The organism is Streptomyces sp. NPDC058741 (assembly GCF_042746715.1).
In the GTDB taxonomy this organism is placed as follows: domain Bacteria; phylum Actinomycetota; class Actinomycetes; order Streptomycetales; family Streptomycetaceae; genus Streptomyces.
In genome coordinates this window covers 170,181-187,445 of record NZ_JBHYQH010000008.1, presented here as the reverse complement: position 1 = coordinate 187,445, position 17,265 = coordinate 170,181, and the positions used below count along the sequence as shown (strand labels likewise).

The 17,265-nt window shown below is 73.4% G+C and carries 17 protein-coding genes; 5 read left to right on the top strand and 12 right to left on the bottom strand.

Annotated elements, in window-relative coordinates:
- Window positions 1–97 precede the first annotated feature (97 nt).
- Entirely contained in the window at window positions 98–565 is a 468-nt protein-coding gene (locus ACFW6P_RS09685) for an RDD family protein (RefSeq protein WP_386423338.1), read from the top strand.
- Window positions 566–655: 90 nt separating this feature from the next.
- Here ACFW6P_RS09685 and ACFW6P_RS09680 read toward each other — a convergent pair whose 3' ends face one another.
- From ACFW6P_RS09680 to lipB, 4 genes are all read right to left on the bottom strand, one after another.
- A complete protein-coding gene (locus tag ACFW6P_RS09680) occupies window positions 656–1,357 on the bottom strand; it encodes a DUF4191 domain-containing protein (RefSeq protein ID WP_386423337.1) in 702 nt (233 codons plus the stop codon).
- 88 nt (window positions 1,358–1,445) lie between these two features.
- A complete protein-coding gene (locus ACFW6P_RS09675) occupies window positions 1,446–1,658 on the bottom strand; it encodes a hypothetical protein (protein WP_386354976.1) in 213 nt (70 codons plus the stop codon).
- Window positions 1,659–1,919: 261 nt separating this feature from the next.
- Window positions 1,920–2,885: a lipoyl synthase gene (gene lipA / locus ACFW6P_RS09670; protein ID WP_386354979.1), complete on the bottom strand. Its 966-nt coding sequence runs from the start codon at window positions 2,883–2,885 to the stop codon at window positions 1,920–1,922.
- A 94-nt stretch (window positions 2,886–2,979) separates the two neighbouring features.
- A complete protein-coding gene (lipB, locus tag ACFW6P_RS09665) occupies window positions 2,980–3,780 on the bottom strand; it encodes a lipoyl(octanoyl) transferase LipB (RefSeq protein ID WP_386423335.1) in 801 nt (266 codons plus the stop codon).
- Window positions 3,781–4,018: 238 nt separating this feature from the next.
- On the opposite strand from lipB, the gene ACFW6P_RS09660 reads away from it, so the two are divergent.
- Entirely contained in the window at window positions 4,019–5,506 is a 1,488-nt protein-coding gene (locus ACFW6P_RS09660; RefSeq protein ID WP_386354985.1) for a regulator, read from the top strand.
- A 19-nt stretch (window positions 5,507–5,525) separates the two neighbouring features.
- On the opposite strand, the gene ACFW6P_RS09655 is transcribed toward ACFW6P_RS09660, so the two are convergent.
- From ACFW6P_RS09655 to ACFW6P_RS09645, 3 genes are all read right to left on the bottom strand, one after another.
- Window positions 5,526–5,984 carry a hypothetical protein gene (locus tag ACFW6P_RS09655; RefSeq protein WP_386354987.1) on the bottom strand — a complete coding sequence of 153 codons (459 nt, stop codon included), beginning with the start codon at window positions 5,982–5,984 and terminating at the stop codon, window positions 5,526–5,528.
- A gap of 219 nt (window positions 5,985–6,203) precedes the next feature.
- Entirely contained in the window at window positions 6,204–7,607 is a 1,404-nt protein-coding gene (locus ACFW6P_RS09650; protein WP_386354990.1) for an NAD(P)/FAD-dependent oxidoreductase, read from the bottom strand.
- 249 nt (window positions 7,608–7,856) lie between these two features.
- Window positions 7,857–8,753: a TIGR01777 family oxidoreductase gene (locus ACFW6P_RS09645; protein ID WP_386423333.1), complete on the bottom strand. Its 897-nt coding sequence runs from the start codon at window positions 8,751–8,753 to the stop codon at window positions 7,857–7,859.
- A 71-nt stretch (window positions 8,754–8,824) separates the two neighbouring features.
- On the opposite strand from ACFW6P_RS09645, the gene ACFW6P_RS09640 reads away from it, so the two are divergent.
- Window positions 8,825–9,325, top strand: coding sequence for a GNAT family N-acetyltransferase (locus ACFW6P_RS09640; protein WP_386354996.1), 501 nt, complete (start codon window positions 8,825–8,827; stop codon window positions 9,323–9,325).
- A gap of 17 nt (window positions 9,326–9,342) precedes the next feature.
- Here ACFW6P_RS09640 and ACFW6P_RS09635 read toward each other — a convergent pair whose 3' ends face one another.
- Window positions 9,343–10,527: a MarP family serine protease gene (locus tag ACFW6P_RS09635; protein ID WP_386354999.1), complete on the bottom strand. Its 1,185-nt coding sequence runs from the start codon at window positions 10,525–10,527 to the stop codon at window positions 9,343–9,345.
- Between the two features lie 190 nt (window positions 10,528–10,717).
- Between ACFW6P_RS09635 and ACFW6P_RS09630 the strand changes: the two genes are divergently transcribed.
- Together ACFW6P_RS09630 and ACFW6P_RS09625 are read left to right on the top strand one after the other, a co-directional pair.
- Entirely contained in the window at window positions 10,718–11,638 is a 921-nt protein-coding gene (locus ACFW6P_RS09630; RefSeq protein WP_386355002.1) for a peptidoglycan recognition protein, read from the top strand.
- Window positions 11,635–11,892 (top strand): hypothetical protein, encoded by a 258-nt coding sequence (locus ACFW6P_RS09625; protein ID WP_386355005.1) that lies wholly within the window; start codon window positions 11,635–11,637, stop codon window positions 11,890–11,892. The genes ACFW6P_RS09630 and ACFW6P_RS09625 overlap by 4 nt, the downstream gene beginning before the upstream one ends.
- Here ACFW6P_RS09625 and ACFW6P_RS09620 read toward each other — a convergent pair.
- From ACFW6P_RS09620 to ACFW6P_RS09605, 4 genes are all read right to left on the bottom strand, one after another.
- Window positions 11,859–12,377, bottom strand: coding sequence for a DUF4240 domain-containing protein (locus tag ACFW6P_RS09620; RefSeq protein ID WP_386423350.1), 519 nt, complete (start codon window positions 12,375–12,377; stop codon window positions 11,859–11,861). The genes ACFW6P_RS09625 and ACFW6P_RS09620 overlap by 34 nt on opposite strands.
- 127 nt (window positions 12,378–12,504) lie before the next feature.
- Entirely contained in the window at window positions 12,505–13,491 is a 987-nt protein-coding gene (locus ACFW6P_RS09615) for a helix-turn-helix transcriptional regulator (RefSeq protein WP_386423331.1), read from the bottom strand.
- 61 nt (window positions 13,492–13,552) lie between these two features.
- Window positions 13,553–16,255: a pyruvate dehydrogenase (acetyl-transferring), homodimeric type gene (aceE, locus tag ACFW6P_RS09610; RefSeq protein WP_386355010.1), complete on the bottom strand. Its 2,703-nt coding sequence runs from the start codon at window positions 16,253–16,255 to the stop codon at window positions 13,553–13,555.
- 265 nt (window positions 16,256–16,520) lie between these two features.
- Window positions 16,521–17,144, bottom strand: coding sequence for a GntR family transcriptional regulator (locus ACFW6P_RS09605; protein ID WP_386355012.1), 624 nt, complete (start codon window positions 17,142–17,144; stop codon window positions 16,521–16,523).
- Between the last annotated feature and the right edge of the window lie 121 nt (window positions 17,145–17,265).

The following is a 17,265-nucleotide window of genomic DNA, read 5'->3' as shown; positions in this document are numbered from 1 at the left end:
TCATTTGTTTCGCACAAGTTAACCGGCCCTCCTACCACCGTAGCCCCGACGCACCCCGCCGTGCTCCGGTCATATACGGGCGCAGTACCGTGGACGGGTGGACAACAGGCAAGCACTCGGATCGTGGCTTTCCGGGCCCCGCGCGGCCGCGGAAGAGGCCGGTGTCGACTTCGGATACCGGGGCGAACAGCTCGGTCTGCCCGAGGAGGGCCCCGGCTCCATCGCCCGCCCGGGCCGCCGGCTGGGCGCCCTGGCCGTCGACTGGGGCCTGAGCCTGCTGATCGCATACGGTCTGGTCACCCGGAGCTACAACGAGGCGGCGCAGATCTGGGCCCCCCTCATCATGTTCACGCTCATGGTGCTGACGGTGGGGACGGTCGGCTTCACGCCCGGCAAGCGCCTGTTCGGCCTGCGCGTGCTCGCCCTGGACACCGGCCGGGTCAGCCCGTGGCGCTCCGCCCTGCGCACGGTGCTGCTCTTCCTCGCGATCCCGGCCCTGATCTGGGACCGCGACGGCCGCGGTCTGCACGACCGGCTGGCCGGCACGGTCGAGGTCCGCATCTAGGTCTCGTCCGTCGTACTCCGACGTACGACGGAGTACGACGAAGGGGCGCCCGGAGTGGTCCGGGCGCCCCTTCGTCATGTCGGGTGCGGGTCAGCGAGCCTTCGGCCCGCCCTTCGGCAGGCGCATGCCCTTGGGCATCGGCCCCTTGGGCAGCGGCATGTTGCTCATCAGGTCGCCGAGCGCGCGCAGCCGGTCGTTGGTGGCGGTGACCTGCGGTCCGGTGAGCACGCGGGGCAGCTTCAGCATGGTCGTGCGCAGCTTCTTCAGCTCCACCTGGCCCTCGCCGGTGCCCACGACCAGGTCGTGCACCGGGACGTCCGCGACGATGCGGTTCATCTTCCGCTTCTCGGCGGCGAGCAGGGACTTCACCCGGTTCGGGTTGCCCTCGGCGACCAGCACGATGCCGGCCTTGCCGACCGCGCGGTGCACCACGTCCTGGTTGCGGTTCATCGCCACCGCGGGCGTCGTCGTCCAGCCCCGGCCGATGTTGTCGAGCACCGCCGCCGCGGCACCGGGCTGTCCCTCCATCTGCCCGAAGGCGGCCCGCTCGGCCCGGCGCCCGAACACGATCGCCGTCGCGAGGAAGGCGAGCAGGAGGCCCAGGATGCCGAGATAGATGGGGTGACCGATCAAGAAACCGATCGCGAGGAAGACACCGAAGGTGACGATTCCGACAGCCGCGAGTACAAGACCGATCTTCTTGTCGGCCCTGCGGGTCATCTTGTAGGTCAGGGCGATCTGCTTCAGTCGCCCGGGATTCGCAGCGTCCGCTGCAGGTTCCTTCCTCGCCATGGCACGAAGTCTACGTGGCCCCGCAAGCGCGGACGACGGCAGTCTCCACGGGCCCGCGGGGGAGCGGCCGGGACCTGGGCGGCCGGGTTCAGGGACGGACGGAGACGGACCGGGAGACGGACCGCTCCAGGACCTGCTGGGCCTCGACCCGGTCCTTGGCGCGACGGCGGTCCTCCAGCACGCAGGTCCAGGCGTTGCGGCGGGCGGTGCGCTGACCACCGCTCATGAGCAGCGACTCGACCGCACGAAGGGCGGTCGCGAAGGACGGGATGGCGGTGGCGTGGACGGGCGCGGCCTGCATGGGTGAGGTCCCCCCTCGATACGGGTGTACGTGCTGTGAGTTCAGCGTCACTGACTGGTGTTACCAGGGCGTGACCGGCCGGTCAAACACCCATGAAGCCCCAGGGGGGAGCGTCGGAACGCCGACGCGGTCCCGGCACCTGCCCTCATCTGCGAGGACGGTCGGGACCGCGTCGGATCGGTCGCTACCGGTCGGTAGGATCTTGTGCGCGAATTCACACGATTGTCCTGCCCCGTACGGGGCAGGGCGGGTGACGCTTCGTCAGACGGCCGGGGTCGCGGTGTGCGCGTCCCGCTGCTCCATGGCCATCCGGTACAGACGCCCGGCGCGGTAGGAGGAGCGCACCAGCGGGCCCGACATCACACCGGAGAAGCCGATCTGCTCGGCCTCCTCCTGCAGCTCCACGAACTCCTGAGGCTTGACCCAGCGCTCCACGGGGTGGTGGCGCACGGACGGCCGCAGGTACTGCGTGATGGTGACCAGCTCGCATCCGGCCTCGTGCAGCTGCTTCAGCGCCTCGCTGACCTCCTCGCGGGTCTCGCCCATGCCGAGGATCAGGTTGGACTTGGTGACCAGGCCGTAGTCGCGCGCCTCGGTGATCACCTTCAGGGAGCGCTCGTAGCGGAAGCCGGGGCGGATCCGCTTGAAGATCCGCGGGACCGTCTCCACGTTGTGCGCGAAGACCTCGGGGCGCGAGGAGAAGACCTCCGCCAGCTGCTCCGGGACCGCGTTGAAGTCGGGGGCCAGCAGCTCCACCTTCGTACGGCCGTCGGCGCGGCCCGCGGTCTGCTGGTGGATCTGGCGCACGGTCTCGGCGTACAGCCAGGCGCCGCCGTCCTCCAGGTCGTCGCGGGCGACGCCGGTGATCGTGGCGTAGTTCAGGTCCATCGTGACCACGGACTCGCCCACGCGGCGGGGCTCGTCGCGGTCGAGCGCCTCGGGCCTGCCGGTGTCGATCTGGCAGAAGTCGCAGCGCCGGGTGCACTGGTCGCCGCCGATGAGGAAGGTCGCCTCGCGGTCCTCCCAGCACTCGTAGATGTTCGGGCAGCCGGCTTCCTGGCAGACCGTGTGCAGGCCCTCGCTCTTCACGAGGTTCTGCATCCTGGAGTACTCGGGACCCATTTTCGCCCGGGTCTTGATCCACTCGGGCTTGCGCTCGATGGGGGTCTGGCTGTTGCGGACCTCCAGGCGCAGCATCTTGCGTCCGTCGGGTGCGACTGCGGACACGACCGGCTCCCTAGCGATTGATTCTTCGGCGTCCTCAAGGGTACGCCCGTTGATTTGAAAGCCTGTATGGGTGCCAGCCCCTCCACGGCCCGCTTCACGCCGCCGGCGTCTTCTCGATCTCCCGGGGCTTGAGGTCGGCGTTCTCCAGGACGTCCCGCAGGTGCCGCTCGGCCACGGGCAGGACCTTCCCGATCGTCACGTCCCGGCCCAGCTCGCCGGACAGGGAGGCGACGCCCGCGTCCCGGATGCCGCAGGGGATGATGCGGTCGAACCACTTGTTGTCGGGGTTCACGTTGAGGGCGAAGCCGTGCATCGTGACGCCCTTGGCCACGCGGATGCCGATCGCGGCGATCTTGCGGTCCTCGCGGCGCTGGCCCGCGTTGGACGGCGCGTACTCCGGGCCGTTCAGGCGCGGGTCGAACTCCTCGTCCTGCAGCCGGGGGTCGAAGTCCAGGGAGAGCCCGCCGAGCGCGGGGCGCCGCTCGACCGGGTCGCCGAGCACCCACACGCCGCTGCGGCCCTCCACGCGCGTGGTCTCCAGGCCGAACTCCGCGCAGGTGCGGATCAGGGCCTCCTCCAGGCGGCGCACATGGGCCACGACGTCCACGGGGCGCGGGAGCTTCTGGATGGGGTAGCCCACCAGCTGGCCGGGCCCGTGCCAGGTGATCTTGCCGCCGCGGTCCACGTCGATGACCGGCGTGCCGTCCAGGGGCCGCTCGTTGTCCGCCGTACGCCGTCCGGCCGTGTAGACCGGCGGGTGCTCCAGGAGCAGCACGGTGTCGGGGACCTCGTCGGCGAAGCGTGCGGCGTGCACCCGGCGCTGCTCGTCCCAGGCCTCCTGGTACTCGACGGCCTCGTCGCCGAACCCCATGCGGACGAACCGCAACTCACTCACGGCAAGCGCCTCCCTCGAACGGGTGTGTCAGGCATGTCACGCGCCCAAGCCACTGTACGTCCGGCCCGCACACGTCAGCCCCGCGGGCAATCCTCACACGATCGGATGAATGTCCGGGGGAATGTGTGAGGGAGTGTTTACTCTCCGCTACATTCGCGCCGTCCAGCAAGGCATACGGCCTGTTCACAGGCGACCGGCGCACCGCACCAAGGCCGGAAGGCAGGAGACCGCACCGCAGATGACGGAACGACCCGCGCAGCGCACCCCCAACCGACAGCTCGCCGCGCTCATCGCAGAAGCGGGGTTCTCCAACGCGGGACTCGCCCGTCGCGTGGACCAGCTCGGTCTCGAACACGGCATCGACCTGAGATACGACAAGACCTCCGTGACCCGGTGGCTGCGCGGCCAGCAGCCGCGGGGCACCACGCCCGCCCTCATCGCCGAGGTCTTCACCCGGCGCCTGGGCCGCCGCCTCACCGCCCAGGACCTCGGCCTGGACGCCTGCGCCCCCGTCTACGCGGGGCTGGAGTTCGCCGCCACCCCCGAGGAGGCCGTCGACATCGTCAGCGGGCTGTGGCGCAAGGACTCCGGCAGCCACGACGAGCTCCGCAAGATCGCCTTCACCCCGGCCGGGCTCGTCGTGCCCAGCCGGGACTGGCTGATCGGCCGGGCCGACGAGAAGGTCGCCCGGGGCGAGCCGCCGGCCGCCCGCGTCCCCGCGCAGGGCCGCCCCGCCGCCCGTTTCCCCCTCACCGCCGAGCAGGGCCTGCCCGTCCTGCCCCGCCAGCGCGGTCAGCGCGGCCAGGTCGAGCGGGGGCCGGGGCAGAAGGTCACCGCCGGTGACATCGCCGCGCTGCGCTCGGTCGGTGAGCTGTTCCGCACCCTCGACGACGCCTACGGCGGCGGCCACGCCCGCCAGGCCCTCGTGCGCTACCTGGAGCACGAGTGCGAGCCCATGCTGCGCGGCACCTACGGGGAGCAGGCCGGCCGCCGCCTGTTCGCCGCCGCCGCCGACCTCACCCGGCTCGCCGGCTGGACGTCGTACGACATCGCGGCGCACGGTCTCGCCCAGCGCTACTTCGTGCAGGCGCTCCGCCTCGCCCAGGTCGCCGGGGACCGCGCCTACGGGGCGTACGTGCTGGTCACCATGAGCCGCCAGGCCGTCTACCTCGGCCACGGACGGGAGGCCGTCCAGCTCGCCCGCGTGGCCCAGCAGGGCGTCGGCACCTCCGGTCCGCCCGTCGTCCACGCCCTGCTGCACGCCTCCGAGGCACGCGGCCACGGAGTGCTCGGCGAGGTCCGGGCCTGCACCGCGGCCCTGGTCCGCGCCGAGCGCGCCCTGGAGACGGCCCGCCCCGGGGACGACGTCCCGCACTGGGCGAGGTTCTTCGACGAGGCCCAGCTCGCCGACGAGTTCGGCCACTGCCACCGCGACCTGCAGCAGTTCCGCGCCGCGGCCCAGCACGCGGAACGCTCCCTGCAGCTGCGCAACCCCTCCTACGCCCGCAGCCGCCTCTTCTGCCGCGTGGTCCTGGCCACCGCCCGCCTGGGCCTGGGCGAACTCGACCAGGCCTGCCAGCTCGCGGCGGAGGCGGCGGGCCAGGCGGCGGAGATGCGGTCGGTGCGGGCGGTGGAGTACGTGCGGGACTTCGAACGCAGGCTGGAGCCGTACCGCGACGCGCTGCCGGTGCGCACCTACCGCGAGAAGGTGGCGGCCCTGGGGTGAGATCCGGCGGCCGGGGCCGTCACGGACGCCGGGTCCCCCCGGCTGCCTCGCCGCGTCGTGCCGGCCGGACCAGCGCGGTGACCACGAGGACGGTCCAGGCGATGACGAGCGTCCACACGACCGGTGCGGACACGAACTGGACGGTGCACAGCGGCAGGGCCAGGATCCCTGTGATGGCCTGTCCCCGGCCGAACCGTTCCACCGGGACGTCGTCGCCGAGGCCGTGCCGGTTGGTGCGCACCCGGGTGCCGTCGGGCATGCGGCGGGTGTTGAGGGCCACCCCCAGCGCCTGGTTGAGCAGCCCTCCGACGATGAGGCCCACCGCGAGCCCGCCGAGCGGAACACCGCCGTGGTCGATGCGGTCGCCACCCTGGGCGGCCAGGTCCCACAGCAGGGAGGTCGCCACGCCGACCCCCGCGAACAGGGAGACGACCAGCACGGGAAGTGCGAGGACGCCCCAGCCGTACCATCTGATCACTTCGTTCTTCCCCCTCCCGCGCCGGGCGCGCCCGGCGGTCACCTCGGCCGCCGTGAGCCCAACCGGACTGTCCGCGGCGCGCGTTCGGCGGAGCGTACCCGAGCACCGCCGGCGCCGGTGCCGGGGGGCCGCGGTGCCGGCGGTGCTCGGGGGAGGGGTGCGGAGCCCCCGCCCGCCTTCGTGCCCACGAGGGTGGTGGGCCGGCGGGGACGGGGCGGTTCAGGCCGCCCGGGCCGTCGGCAGCGGGTCCGCCCTGTGCAGCGGATGCCCGGCCCCGAGGTCGGCCAGGATCGCCGCGGAGGCCCGGTGCCCGGAGTGCAGCGCCCCCTGCGCCGTGCTGGTGTCCCGGTGGTCGCCGCACACGTACAGCCCGGCCAGCAACCGCACCGGCCGGCGCAGGTCGTGCGGCGGCCGCATCGCGGGCACCGCCTCGGGCGTGTGGTGTACGGCCAGCGTCTCCCACCGGGCCGTCGGCATCCCGTACAGCCGTGCCAGATGCATCCGCACGGCCGTGTCGACATCGGCCGGCGGTCGCCCCAGCACCGTGGAGGAGATCAGTGCCCGGCCCGCCGGGGCACGCTGCGGATCGACCCGGCTGACCACCGCCGTGTGCGCGACCGGCCCGCCGAGGTCCGCGTCCAGCAGCAGCGACGCCCCCGTCCCGGGCGGCTCGTCCGTCGTGTGGTGCACCACCGTCACCGGATGGAAGTCCGGCACCCGCAACCCGGGCAGCAGCTCCGCCGCGGCCCGGGCACCCGTCGCCACGAGCACGGCCCGGCAGCGGATCTCCCCGTGCTCGGCGGTGGTCACCGAGGTCGTCGAGACCGAGGTGACGCGTACGCCCGTGTGCACCGTGCCCGCCGGCAGCGTCCCGGCGAGCAGTTCGGGCAGGGCCTCGGCGCCCCCCTCGGGCAGGCACAGCCGGCCGCTCGCGAAGGCGCGCAGCGCGAGATCGGCGCACCGGCTGGACGTGGTCAGGTCCGGGTCGCACAGCAGCGCCGCGAGCAGCGGGCGCAGGAAGCCCTCGATGGTCCGGGCGGGCAGTCCGCGGGCGGCCAGGGCCTCGCCCGCGGGCAGTTCCGGGCGGGTCAGCAGCCGTTCGGCCGGGGTGCCGGCCAGCCGGGTCAGGGCGGCGCCGAGGCGGGCCTGGTCGACGGCCGTGCCCAGCGGGGCGCCGGACCGGCTCCGGGGCACGGAGACCTGCCGGCCGGGAACCGCCACCGGCCGCCTGGGCGGCCTGGGCGCGGCCGGTGGCCGGGGAGCGCTCGCCAGGGTGCGCACCGCACGCAGCGCGCCCCGTGCGCCCCCCGCGCCGGGCTGGACGCCGGCCCGGTGGAGGCGGCCGTCGCCGTGCAGCAGGACACCGGGCGCGAAGGGGCGCAGCACGAGGCCGCCCAGGCCGGGTGTCCGTCGTAGTTCCGGGTAGGCCGTGGACAGCAACCGGCCGACCCTGTCGAGCCGGAAGCCGTCGACCTTCTCCGTCGCCATCCGGCCGCCGACGTGATGGGCGGCCTCCAGGACCATGGTCGTCACTCCTGCGCTGGTCAACCGGTGCGCGGCCGAGAGTCCGGCGACCCCGGCCCCCACGACGACCACGTCCGCCTGGTACGCGGGCTCAAGCACGTGCCCCTCCTCGAGGTTGCGCGGGCGCTGGAGACGTCATGCCCTCAACAGGCCGCAGGGATAAGCGAGTTCTGGTCGAGGGTAGGGCCGTGATCGGTCAGGGGGAGTCGCGCATCGACAGGGCACGGTCGCACAGCGGTCGCATATGGAGGTCTTGTGGGCATGGAGTGGTCGCAGGGGGTCGGTGGGCGGGGCGGCGGGGTGACTTGCCGGCGCCCGTGCTCAGGGGCGGACGTTCCGGAAGGACCGTCACAGGGCCGCCCGGATGGCCCCCTCGATCTCCGGGAACGCGAACCGGAAACCGGACTCGAGCAGCCGCGCCGGCAGGATCCGGGCGCTGCCGAGGACGTCCCCGGCCATTTCGCCGAGCACGGACCGCAGGACGGGCGCGGGCACGGGGAACAGCGTCGGGCGGCGCAGCACCCGCCCCATGGCCGCCGTGATCTCACGGTTCGTCACCGGGTGCGGGGCGGTGAGGTTGAACGGCCCGGACAGGCCGTCAGTGTCGAGGAGGTGCCGGATCGCCGCGACCTCGTCGTGCAGCGCGATGAACGACCAGTACTGCCGCCCGTCGCCGATCCGCCCGCCGACTCCCGCCCGGAACAGCGGGAACAGCCGGCCCCACGCCCCGCCCTCGCGGGACACGACCAGCCCGGTCCGCGGGAACACCGTGCGCACTCCGGCCTCCTGGGCGGGTGCCGCCGCGGCCTCCCACTCCACGCACAGCTCGGGCAGGAAGCCCTCGCCCGCGGGCGCGCTCTCGTCGACCGCACGGTCACCGGTCTCGCCGTAGTAGCCGATGGCGCTGCCGTTCACGAACACCCGCGGCCGGTCCTTCTCGTCCAGCGAGGCGATCGCGGTGGCCAGCGCCGTCGTGCCGTTCACCCGGCTGTCGCGGATGCGCCGCTTGTACTCGTCCGTCCAGCGGTGGTCGCCGACCCCGGCGCCCGCCAGGTTGACCACCGCGTCGCATCCGGCGAGCCCGGCCGCGTCCGCCTCTCCCCGTCCGGGGTCCCAGCTCACCTCGTCGTCGCCGCGGGCCGCCCGGCGCACCAGACGGCGCACCTCGTGTCCGTCGGCGGTCAGGGACCGTACCAGGGAACTGCCGATCAGGCCGGACGCGCCGGCCACCGCGATGCGTTGCATGGGTCCATCCTGCCCCGCGGCCGCACAAAAACCCCGCTGGGCCACGGCCCGCCCGTTCTAGGGTGATGCCCATGCCAGAGTCCCGCGACCATGACGTCACCATCCGCGCCGCCCGGTCCGCCGACGACGAGGCGCTCGCCCTCATCGACCGGCTCACCTGGTCGACCCGGCACGCGGTCATGCCCCGGCCGGCCCCGGACGAGCCCTTCTTCGACGCGCGCCACCTCCCCGAGGACCACCTCGTCGCCGAGTCCGGGGGTGTCCTCCTCGGATACGTCCGCCTCGTCCCGCCGACCGGCCTCGCCGTCAACGAGCACGTCCGCCAGATACAGGGCCTCGCCGTCCTCGACACGGCCCGCGGCAAGGGCGTCGGCCGCGCCCTGGTGCGCGCGGCCGTCGACGCCGCCCGCCGCGAGGGCGCCCGCCGCATCACCCTGCGCGTCCTCGCCCACAACACCCCCGCCCGCGAGCTGTACGCCTCCGAGGGGTTCGCCGTGGAGGGGGTCCTGCCCGAGGAGTTCCTGCTCGACGGCGCCTACGTCGACGACGTGCTCATGGGCCGCTTCCTGTGAGCCGGGCGGGCCCCCGCCTACGACGTCGTCGGCTCCCCCGTGTCCACCGGTGCCGTCGCGTCCGCGGCCCGCTTCGCCTCGGCGGCGACCTCCGCGGCCGTCAGCACGTAGCCCGTCTCGGCGTCCGAGGTGGAGCGGGCGAAGACCACGCCGAACACCCGGCCGTCCGTGGTGAGCAGGGGTCCGCCCGAGTTGCCCGGGCGGACCGTGGAGCGGATCGAGTAGATCTCGCGGGTCACCGTGTCGTCGTTGTAGATGTTCTGGCCCGTCGCCCGCACCCGGTTCGCGACCGTCGCCGCCTGCAGGTTCAGGTCGCCGTCCTGCGGATAGCCCGCTACCACCGCCGAGTCGCCGCGCCCCGCGGTGTCGTCGAAGCGCAGCACGGGTGCCTTCAGGTCCGGCACGTACAGCACGGCCACGTCCTTCTGGGGGTCGAACAGCACCACCCGCGCCCGGTACGTCCGCCCGACCCCGCCGATCTGCACGGTCGGCTCGTCGATGCCGGCCACCACGTGGGCGTTGGTCATCACGTGCCGGCGCGCGTACACGAACCCGCTGCCCTCACGGCCCTGCGTGCCCGCGACGCCCTCGACCTTCACCGTGCTCAGCTTGGCCGCGTCGGTCGCGGCCGCCGTGACGCTGTCACCGGAGGGCTCGGCCACCTCGGCCGTCGACTCGTTCTCGAAGGGGTTGAAGACCTGCGGGAAACCCGCCTGGGTGAGCGCGGAGGTGGCCTCGGAGAACCAGGCCGGAGTCGTGTCCGGCATCGTCCGCTGCACCGCGCCCAGCACCCGCGAGTCCCGGATCGCCGAGGTCACCAGCGGCGAGGAGGACGCGCCCAGCACACTCGCCGCCACCCACGCCACGATCAGCACGGCCACCGAGTTGGCCACGGCCCCGCCGACCCCGTCCGCCACGCGCAGCGGCCCCCGGTCCAGCTCCCGCCGCAGCCGCAGGGCGAGACGGCCCGCCAGCTCGTGCCCCACCACCGCAGGCAGCAGCACCGTGAACACCGCCGCCAGCGTCGCACGCGTCGTCCCCGCCTCGACCAGGTCCATCACCCACGGCAGGATCCACACACCGACGACCGCACCGCCCACGAAGCCCGCCAGCGACACGCAGCCGGCCACCAGCCCGCGCCGGTACCCGGACGCCGCGTAGGCCAGGACGACCAGCAACAGCAGGATGTCGAGCAGGTCCACGCACGCCGCCTTTCTCTCGGAACCCTGAATACGTGGGGGCCGGGTCCGGTGATCAGTCACCCGCGCACGGGCTGACCGGAACAGGCCACGCACGCGTGCACCCGGAGAAACGTCGCGGACCGTGACGATGGTTCCACCGGGTGGCACATCACACATCGCGGACGGACCGGAACGGCCCGACAGTGGGCTCATGCGTGTCTTGCGAAGACGGCGCGGTGCGCACCGGCGCCTCGCCGCCGGGACACCCGCGGCGGCCGGTCCGCCGCGCGCGGCCCGCGTGCTGCTCGGCTGCCTGCCGGGCGTCGCCGCCGTCGTCGCGCTGGTGCTGTGCGCCCACGGCGTCGAGGACGCCGCCGGGACCGGCTCCGCCCCGGCCGCGCGCCGCCCCTCCGCCACGCCGTACACCGCCCCCCGGCCGCCCGTCGTGCCCCGCTCGCGCTGGCTGGGCGACGCCGCCCGCGCCCAGCCCCGCCCCCGCTACGACGACCGGGTCGTCGCCGTCTTCGTCCACCACACCGACTCGCCCAACGGCTACGACTGTGCCGACGTGCCCCGCATCCTGCGCGACCTGTACAGCGGCCAGACCGGCGTCCGCGACTGGGACGACATCGGATACAACTTCGTCGTCGACCGCTGCGGCACCGTCTACGAGGGCCGCGCGGGCGGCGTCGACCGGGCCGTCACCGGCGCCCACACCCAGGGCTTCAACCACCGCACCACGGGTATCGCCGCGCTCGGCACCTTCACCGAGGGCGTGCCCGTCCCGGGGCCCCTGATCCGAGCCATCGCCGCGGTGTCCGCCTGGAAGCTGGGCCTGACCGGCACCGACCCGCGCGCCCGGGTCCGCCTGGTCTCCAGCAACGGCCTGAGCCGGTACGCGGCCGGCACCACGGCCGAACTGCCCGCCCTGGCCGGCCACAGCGACGGCTACATGACCAGCTGCCCGGGCGCCGCCCTGCACGCCCGGCTGCCCGAGATCAGACGGCTCGCCGCCCGGATGCAGGGCCGGCCCGCCGACGCGGCGGAAGACCACAGCGAACGCGCAGCGCCCTCAGATCCCGTCCGCCTACGGTCACCGGCACAGGCAGCCGACCGGAGGTGGGGACCATGACCGACCGCCCGGCCACGCACCCCGCGCAGCGCACCGGGAGCGCACACGGCCTCTGGGCGGTGCTCGGCGCGGTCGCGACCGTCGTGCTGGAACCGGCCGCGGCCACCGCCTCCGCCCTCGGCCGGGCCGACGCCGCCCCGCCCCACCACGCGGCAAAGGCCGGCCGGACGCGGGCGCACCCGCCGTCGCGGACGAGCCGCCGCCCGGCGGCCGGAACGGATCAGCCCCGGAAACGCTCCCACAGCCGGGGGTAGCGCTCGGCGAGCAGCCGTCCGTTCTCGAAGTCCAGCGGCGTGCCGTCGGGCTCCGCGGGCGCCGGGGGCAGCTCCAGGTCGGGTGCGACCAGGCCGGTGAGCTGCTCGTAGGCCTCGTCCGCCGCGTAGCCGAGTTCCTCGCCGTCGCCGTCGGTCTCCTCGTCGAAGTCGCCCAGCAGATCGGCGAGCGCGTCCGGGTCGTGCAGCGCGCCCTCGAAGACCTCGCGGCCCTGGCCGATCAGCCAGCAGCGGAAGAAGTCGAAGGCGTCGTCGCTGGCCCCGTCCAGCAGCACCCGGGCGGCCCCCCACAGGTCCCAGCGGTAGGCGCGGTTGTAGCGGGACTCGAAGTGACGGGCGAAGTCCAGGACCGAGTCCGGGTCCAGCTGGGCGAGCCGGTCCACGAGCAGGTCGGCCTGCTCCTCCGGGTCGCCCTCGGCGGCCTCCCGGGCGTCGTCCACCAGCTCCCAGAACTCCGTCTCGTCCATCACGGCTCCAGCATCGGCCCTGGGGCACGGGGGCGCACCCGGAGTGCGCGGTCGTCATCGGCCCTGGGGCACGGGGGCGCACCCGGAGTGCGCGGTCGTCGTGCGCCGCCCCGGGGGTACGGGACCCTCACGCGCCCTCCCGCGGGTGGTACAGCCGCGCCAGCCGCAGCGCGTCCGCGGCGAACCGCTCGCGCAGGCCCGCCGGCTCCAGGACCTCCACCTCCGGGCCCAGCGCCGCCAGCTGGGTGCGGGCCACCTCCTCGGACTCCACGGGCAGGGAGACCGTCACCCATCCGCCGTCGTCCGGATCGCCCGCCCGCGCCAGGGCCTCCCGGGCGGACACCGGGTCCAGCGCGTACGGCAGGGTCCGCACCCCGTCGGGGGACAGCCGCACCACGACCCGCGCCCGCAGCAGGGACCGCGCGAAGTGCTCCGCCCGCTCCTCCCAGAACGCCGGCAGGTCGAAGTCCGCCTCCCGCTCGAAGCGCTCCGCGCCCGCGTCCACGGCGGTGAACCGGTCGATCCGGTACACCCGGAGGGACGCTCCGCCCACCACCCGCGCGCACAGGTACCAGACACCCGCCTTCAGCACGAGCCCGTACGGCTCCAGCTCCCGGACGACCTCGTCCTCCCCGCGCCGGTAGCGCGCGCTGATCCGCCGGTCGTCCCACACCGCGTCCGCGACCGCCGGCAGCAGCGCCGGCGTCCTCGGCTCCCTGAACCAGTTCGGCGCGTCCAGGTGGAACCGCTGCGCCGCCGTCCTGGAGGCGTCCCTGAGGGACGGCAACAGTGCCGCCGACACCTTCAGCCGGGCCGCCGAGGCCGTGTCCTCCAGGCCCATCTCGCGCAGCGCCCCCGGCACGCCGGACAGGAACAGCGCCTCGGCCTCGCCGCGGTGCAGCCCGGTCAGCCGCGTCCGGTAGCCGCCGACCAGCCGGTACCCGCCCGCCCGGCCCCGGTCCGCGTACACCGGCACGCCCGCCTCCGACAGCGCCTGCGCGTCCCGCGTCACCGTCCGCTCCGACACCTCCAGCTCCCGGGCGAGCTCGGCGGCCGTCATGGAGGGCCGGGACTGGAGCAGCAGCACCATCTTGATGAGCCGGGCAGCACGCATGGCCACATCATGCAGCAGGCCCCCGCCGGGGCGGGGGGCCTGCCAGTGCCAGTGACGGTCCTTACAGACCGTACTTCGCGCGCGCTTCCTTCACGGCCGTCGCCTGCACCTCGCCGCGCCTGGCGAGCTGGGCCAGGGCCGCGACGACGATCGACTCGGCGTCGACCCCGAAGTGGCGGCGGGCCGCCTCGCGGGTGTCCGACAGGCCGAAGCCGTCGGCGCCCAGCGAGGACCAGTCCTGCTCGACCCACTGCGCGATCTGGTCCGGGACCTGGCGCATGTAGTCCGAGACCGCCAGCACCGGGCCCTCGGCGCCCTGCAGTGCCTGCCGCACGAACGGCACCCGCTCCTCGCCGCGCAGCAGCGCCTCGTCCGCCTCCAGGGCGTCCCGGCGCAGCTCGCTCCAGGACGTCGCCGACCACACGTCGGCCGCCACGCCCCACTCCTCGGCCAGCAGCCGCTGCGCCGTGAGCGCCCAGTGGATCGCCGTACCGGAGCCGAGCAGCTGGATCCGCGGGGCGTTCGCCGGCGCGCTCACGCCCGCCGACTCCGCCGTGTTGAAGCGGTACAGGCCCTTGACGATGCCCTCGTCGATCCCGGCGACGGACGGTTTGGCGGGCTGCGGCAGCGGCTCGTTGTAGACCGTCAGGTAGTAGAAGACGTCCTGGTCCTCGCCCGGGGCGGCCTCGCCGTACATCCGGCGCAGTCCCTCCTTGACGATGGCCGCGACCTCGTAGGCGAACGCCGGGTCGTACGTCAGCGCCGCCGGGTTGGTCGCGGCGATGACGGGGGAGTGGCCGTCGGCGTGCTGCAGGCCTTCGCCGGTCAGCGTGGTACGGCCCGCCGTGGCACCCACGAGGAAGCCGCGGCCGAGCTGGTCGCCGAGCTGCCACATCTGGTCGGCCGTGCGCTGCCAGCCGAACATCGAGTAGAAGATGTAGAACGGGATCATCGTCTCGCCGTGCGTCGCGTACGACGTCGACGCGGCGATGAAGTCGGCCATCGAACCGGCCTCGGTGATCCCCTCGTTGAGGATCTGGCCGTTCTGGGCCTCCTTGTAGTACATCAGCTGGTCGCGGTCGACCGGCTCGTACGTCTGGCCCTTGGGCGAGTAGATGCCGAGCGACGGGAACAGCGACTCCATGCCGAAGGTGCGCGCCTCGTCGGGGACGATCGGCACCCAGCGCCTGCCCGTCTCCTTGTCGCGGACCAGGTCCTTGACGAGGCGGACGAACGCCATGGTGGTGGCCACGTTCTGCGAGCCGGAACCCTTGTCGAAGGAGGCGAACGCCTTCTCCGCCGGGGCGGGCAGCGGCGCGACCGGGTGCACGCGGCGGGCCGGCGCCGGACCGCCGAGGGCGGCGCGCCGCTCCTGGAGGTAGCGGACCTCGGGGGAGTCGGCGCCCGGGTGGCCGTAGGGGACCACGCCGTCGACGAAGTCGCCGTCCCTGATCGGCAGGCCGAGCAGGTCGCGCATGTTCTTGAACTCGTCCACCGAGAGCTTCTTCATCTGGTGGTTGGCGTTCTTCGACGCGAAGCCCTCGCCCAGGGTGTGGCCCTTGACCGTCTGGGCCAGGATCACGGTCGGCGCGCCCTTGTGCTCGACGGCCGCCTTGTACGCGGCGTAGACCTTGCGGGCCTCGTGACCACCGCGCGAGAGGTGGAAGCACTCCAGGATCTTGTCGTCGCTCAGCAGTTTCGCCATCTCCGCCAGCGCCGGGTCGGCACCGAAGAAGTCCTGGCGGATGTAGGCGGCGTCGCGCGTCTGGTACGTCTGGATCTGCGCGTCGGGCACCTGGCGCAGGCGGCGTACCAGCGCGCCGGTGGTGTCGAGCCGGAACAGCTCGTCCCAGGCCGTGCCCCACAGCGTCTTGATGACGTTCCAGCCGGCGCCGCGGAACTGGGCCTCCAGCTCCTGCACGATCTTGAAGTTCGCGCGGACCGGGCCGTCCAGGCGCTGCAGGTTGCAGTTGATGACGAAGGTGAGGTTGTCCAGCTCCTCACGGGCCGCGAGCGCCAGGGCCGCCGTCGACTCGGGCTCGTCCATCTCGCCGTCGCCGAGGAAGGCCCACACGTGCGAGGCGGAGGTGTCCTTGATGCCGCGGTTCGTCAGGTAGCGGTTGAAGCGCGCCTGGTAGATGGCCGACAGCGGGCCGAGGCCCATGGAGACCGTCGGGAACTCCCACAGCCAGGGCAGGCGGCGCGGGTGCGGGTAGGAGGGCAGGCCGTTGCCGCCCGACTCGCGGCGGAAGTTGTCGAGCTGCTCCTCGCTCAGCCGGCCGTCGAGGAACGCGCGGGCGTAGATGCCGGGGGAGGCGTGGCCCTGGATGTAGAGCTGGTCGCCGGAGCCGTCGGCCTCCTTGCCCTTGAAGAAGTGGTTGAAGCCGGTCTCGTAGAGCCAGGCGGCGGAGGCGAAGGTGGCGATGTGGCCGCCGACGCCGTACTTGCTGCCGCGGGTGACCATCGCGGCAGCGTTCCAGCGGTTCCAGGCGGTGATCCGCTGCTCCATCGCCTCGTCGCCGGGCACGGGCGGCTCGGCGGAGGTCGGGAGGGAGTTGACGTAGTCGGTCTCGAGGAGCTTCGGCAGCGCGACGCCGGCGCCCTCGGCGCGCTCCAGCGTGCGGCGCATCAGGTACGCGGCACGGTGCGGCCCGGCAGCGTGGGTGACCGCGTCCAGGGAGGCCTGCCACTCGGCGGTCTCCTCCGGGTCCCGGTCGGGGAGCTGGTCGAGCTCGCTGGGCTGGATGGCGTTGGGGTCGGTCATGTCGCCGCCTTCCTCAGTCGAAGGGGGTTCCCTCACATAAGGGGATCGGGGTGCCCTTGGTCTTTGGCAGGACAGGGCTGGGCTTGGGTGGCAAGCCCGTCGGTGACTGTAACGCGCTGATCGATGATCGATCAAAGGGTTGAGCGGCAAAATCTCTTGATCACGAGAAAGTAGGCACGCGGTGCCTCCGACGATGGCACGCGGTGACGGGTTTGTGTGTGGTCTTCGCAGGTCGGAGGTGTTCGAGCGGGGGTGTGCTCGGGTGTCACGCCCGGGGCGCGCAGCCCAGGACGTGCGCCTTCACGAGTTCCGCGATCCGGGGGTCACGGCGCTTGAACGCGGCGACGAGCTCCTCGTGCTCCTCGGCGTACGACTGCTGCCGGGTGCCCAGCCAGCGGATCGACAGGGCGGTGAACACCTCGATGCCCAGGCCTTCCCAGGTGTGCAGCAGCACCGAGTTGCCCGCGGCGCGGACCAGCTCGCGGTGGAAGGCGACGGTGTGGCGGACCTGGGCGGTGCCGTCGGCGAGCCGGTCGGCCTCGTACAGGGCGCCGACGTGCGGCTCCAGGGCCGAGCAGTCCTCGGCGAGGGCCGGGGCGGCCAGCTCCGCCGCGATGGCCTCCAGGCCGGCCCGGACCGGGTAGCTCTCCTCCAGGTCGGCGGCGGTGAGGTTGCGTACGCGCACGCCCTTGTTCGGGGCGGACTCGATCAGGCGCAGCGACTCCAGCTCGCGCAGGGCCTCGCGGACCGGGGTCTGGCTGACCTCCAGCTCGGTGGCGATCCGGCGCTCCACGATCCGCTCGCCCGGCTGCCAGCGTCCGCTGATGATCCCCTCCAGGATGTGCTCGCGGATCTGCTCGCGCAGCGAGTGGACGACGGGCGCGGTCATGGAAGCTCCTCGGTCGGGATCGACGTTTAGACAATACGGCCGGTTCGCTGCGCGGGTGGGACGGGTGGGGGTGCTTGCACGCGGGTGAGACCAGTTGCACACGGGGTGGGTGGCGCCTCGG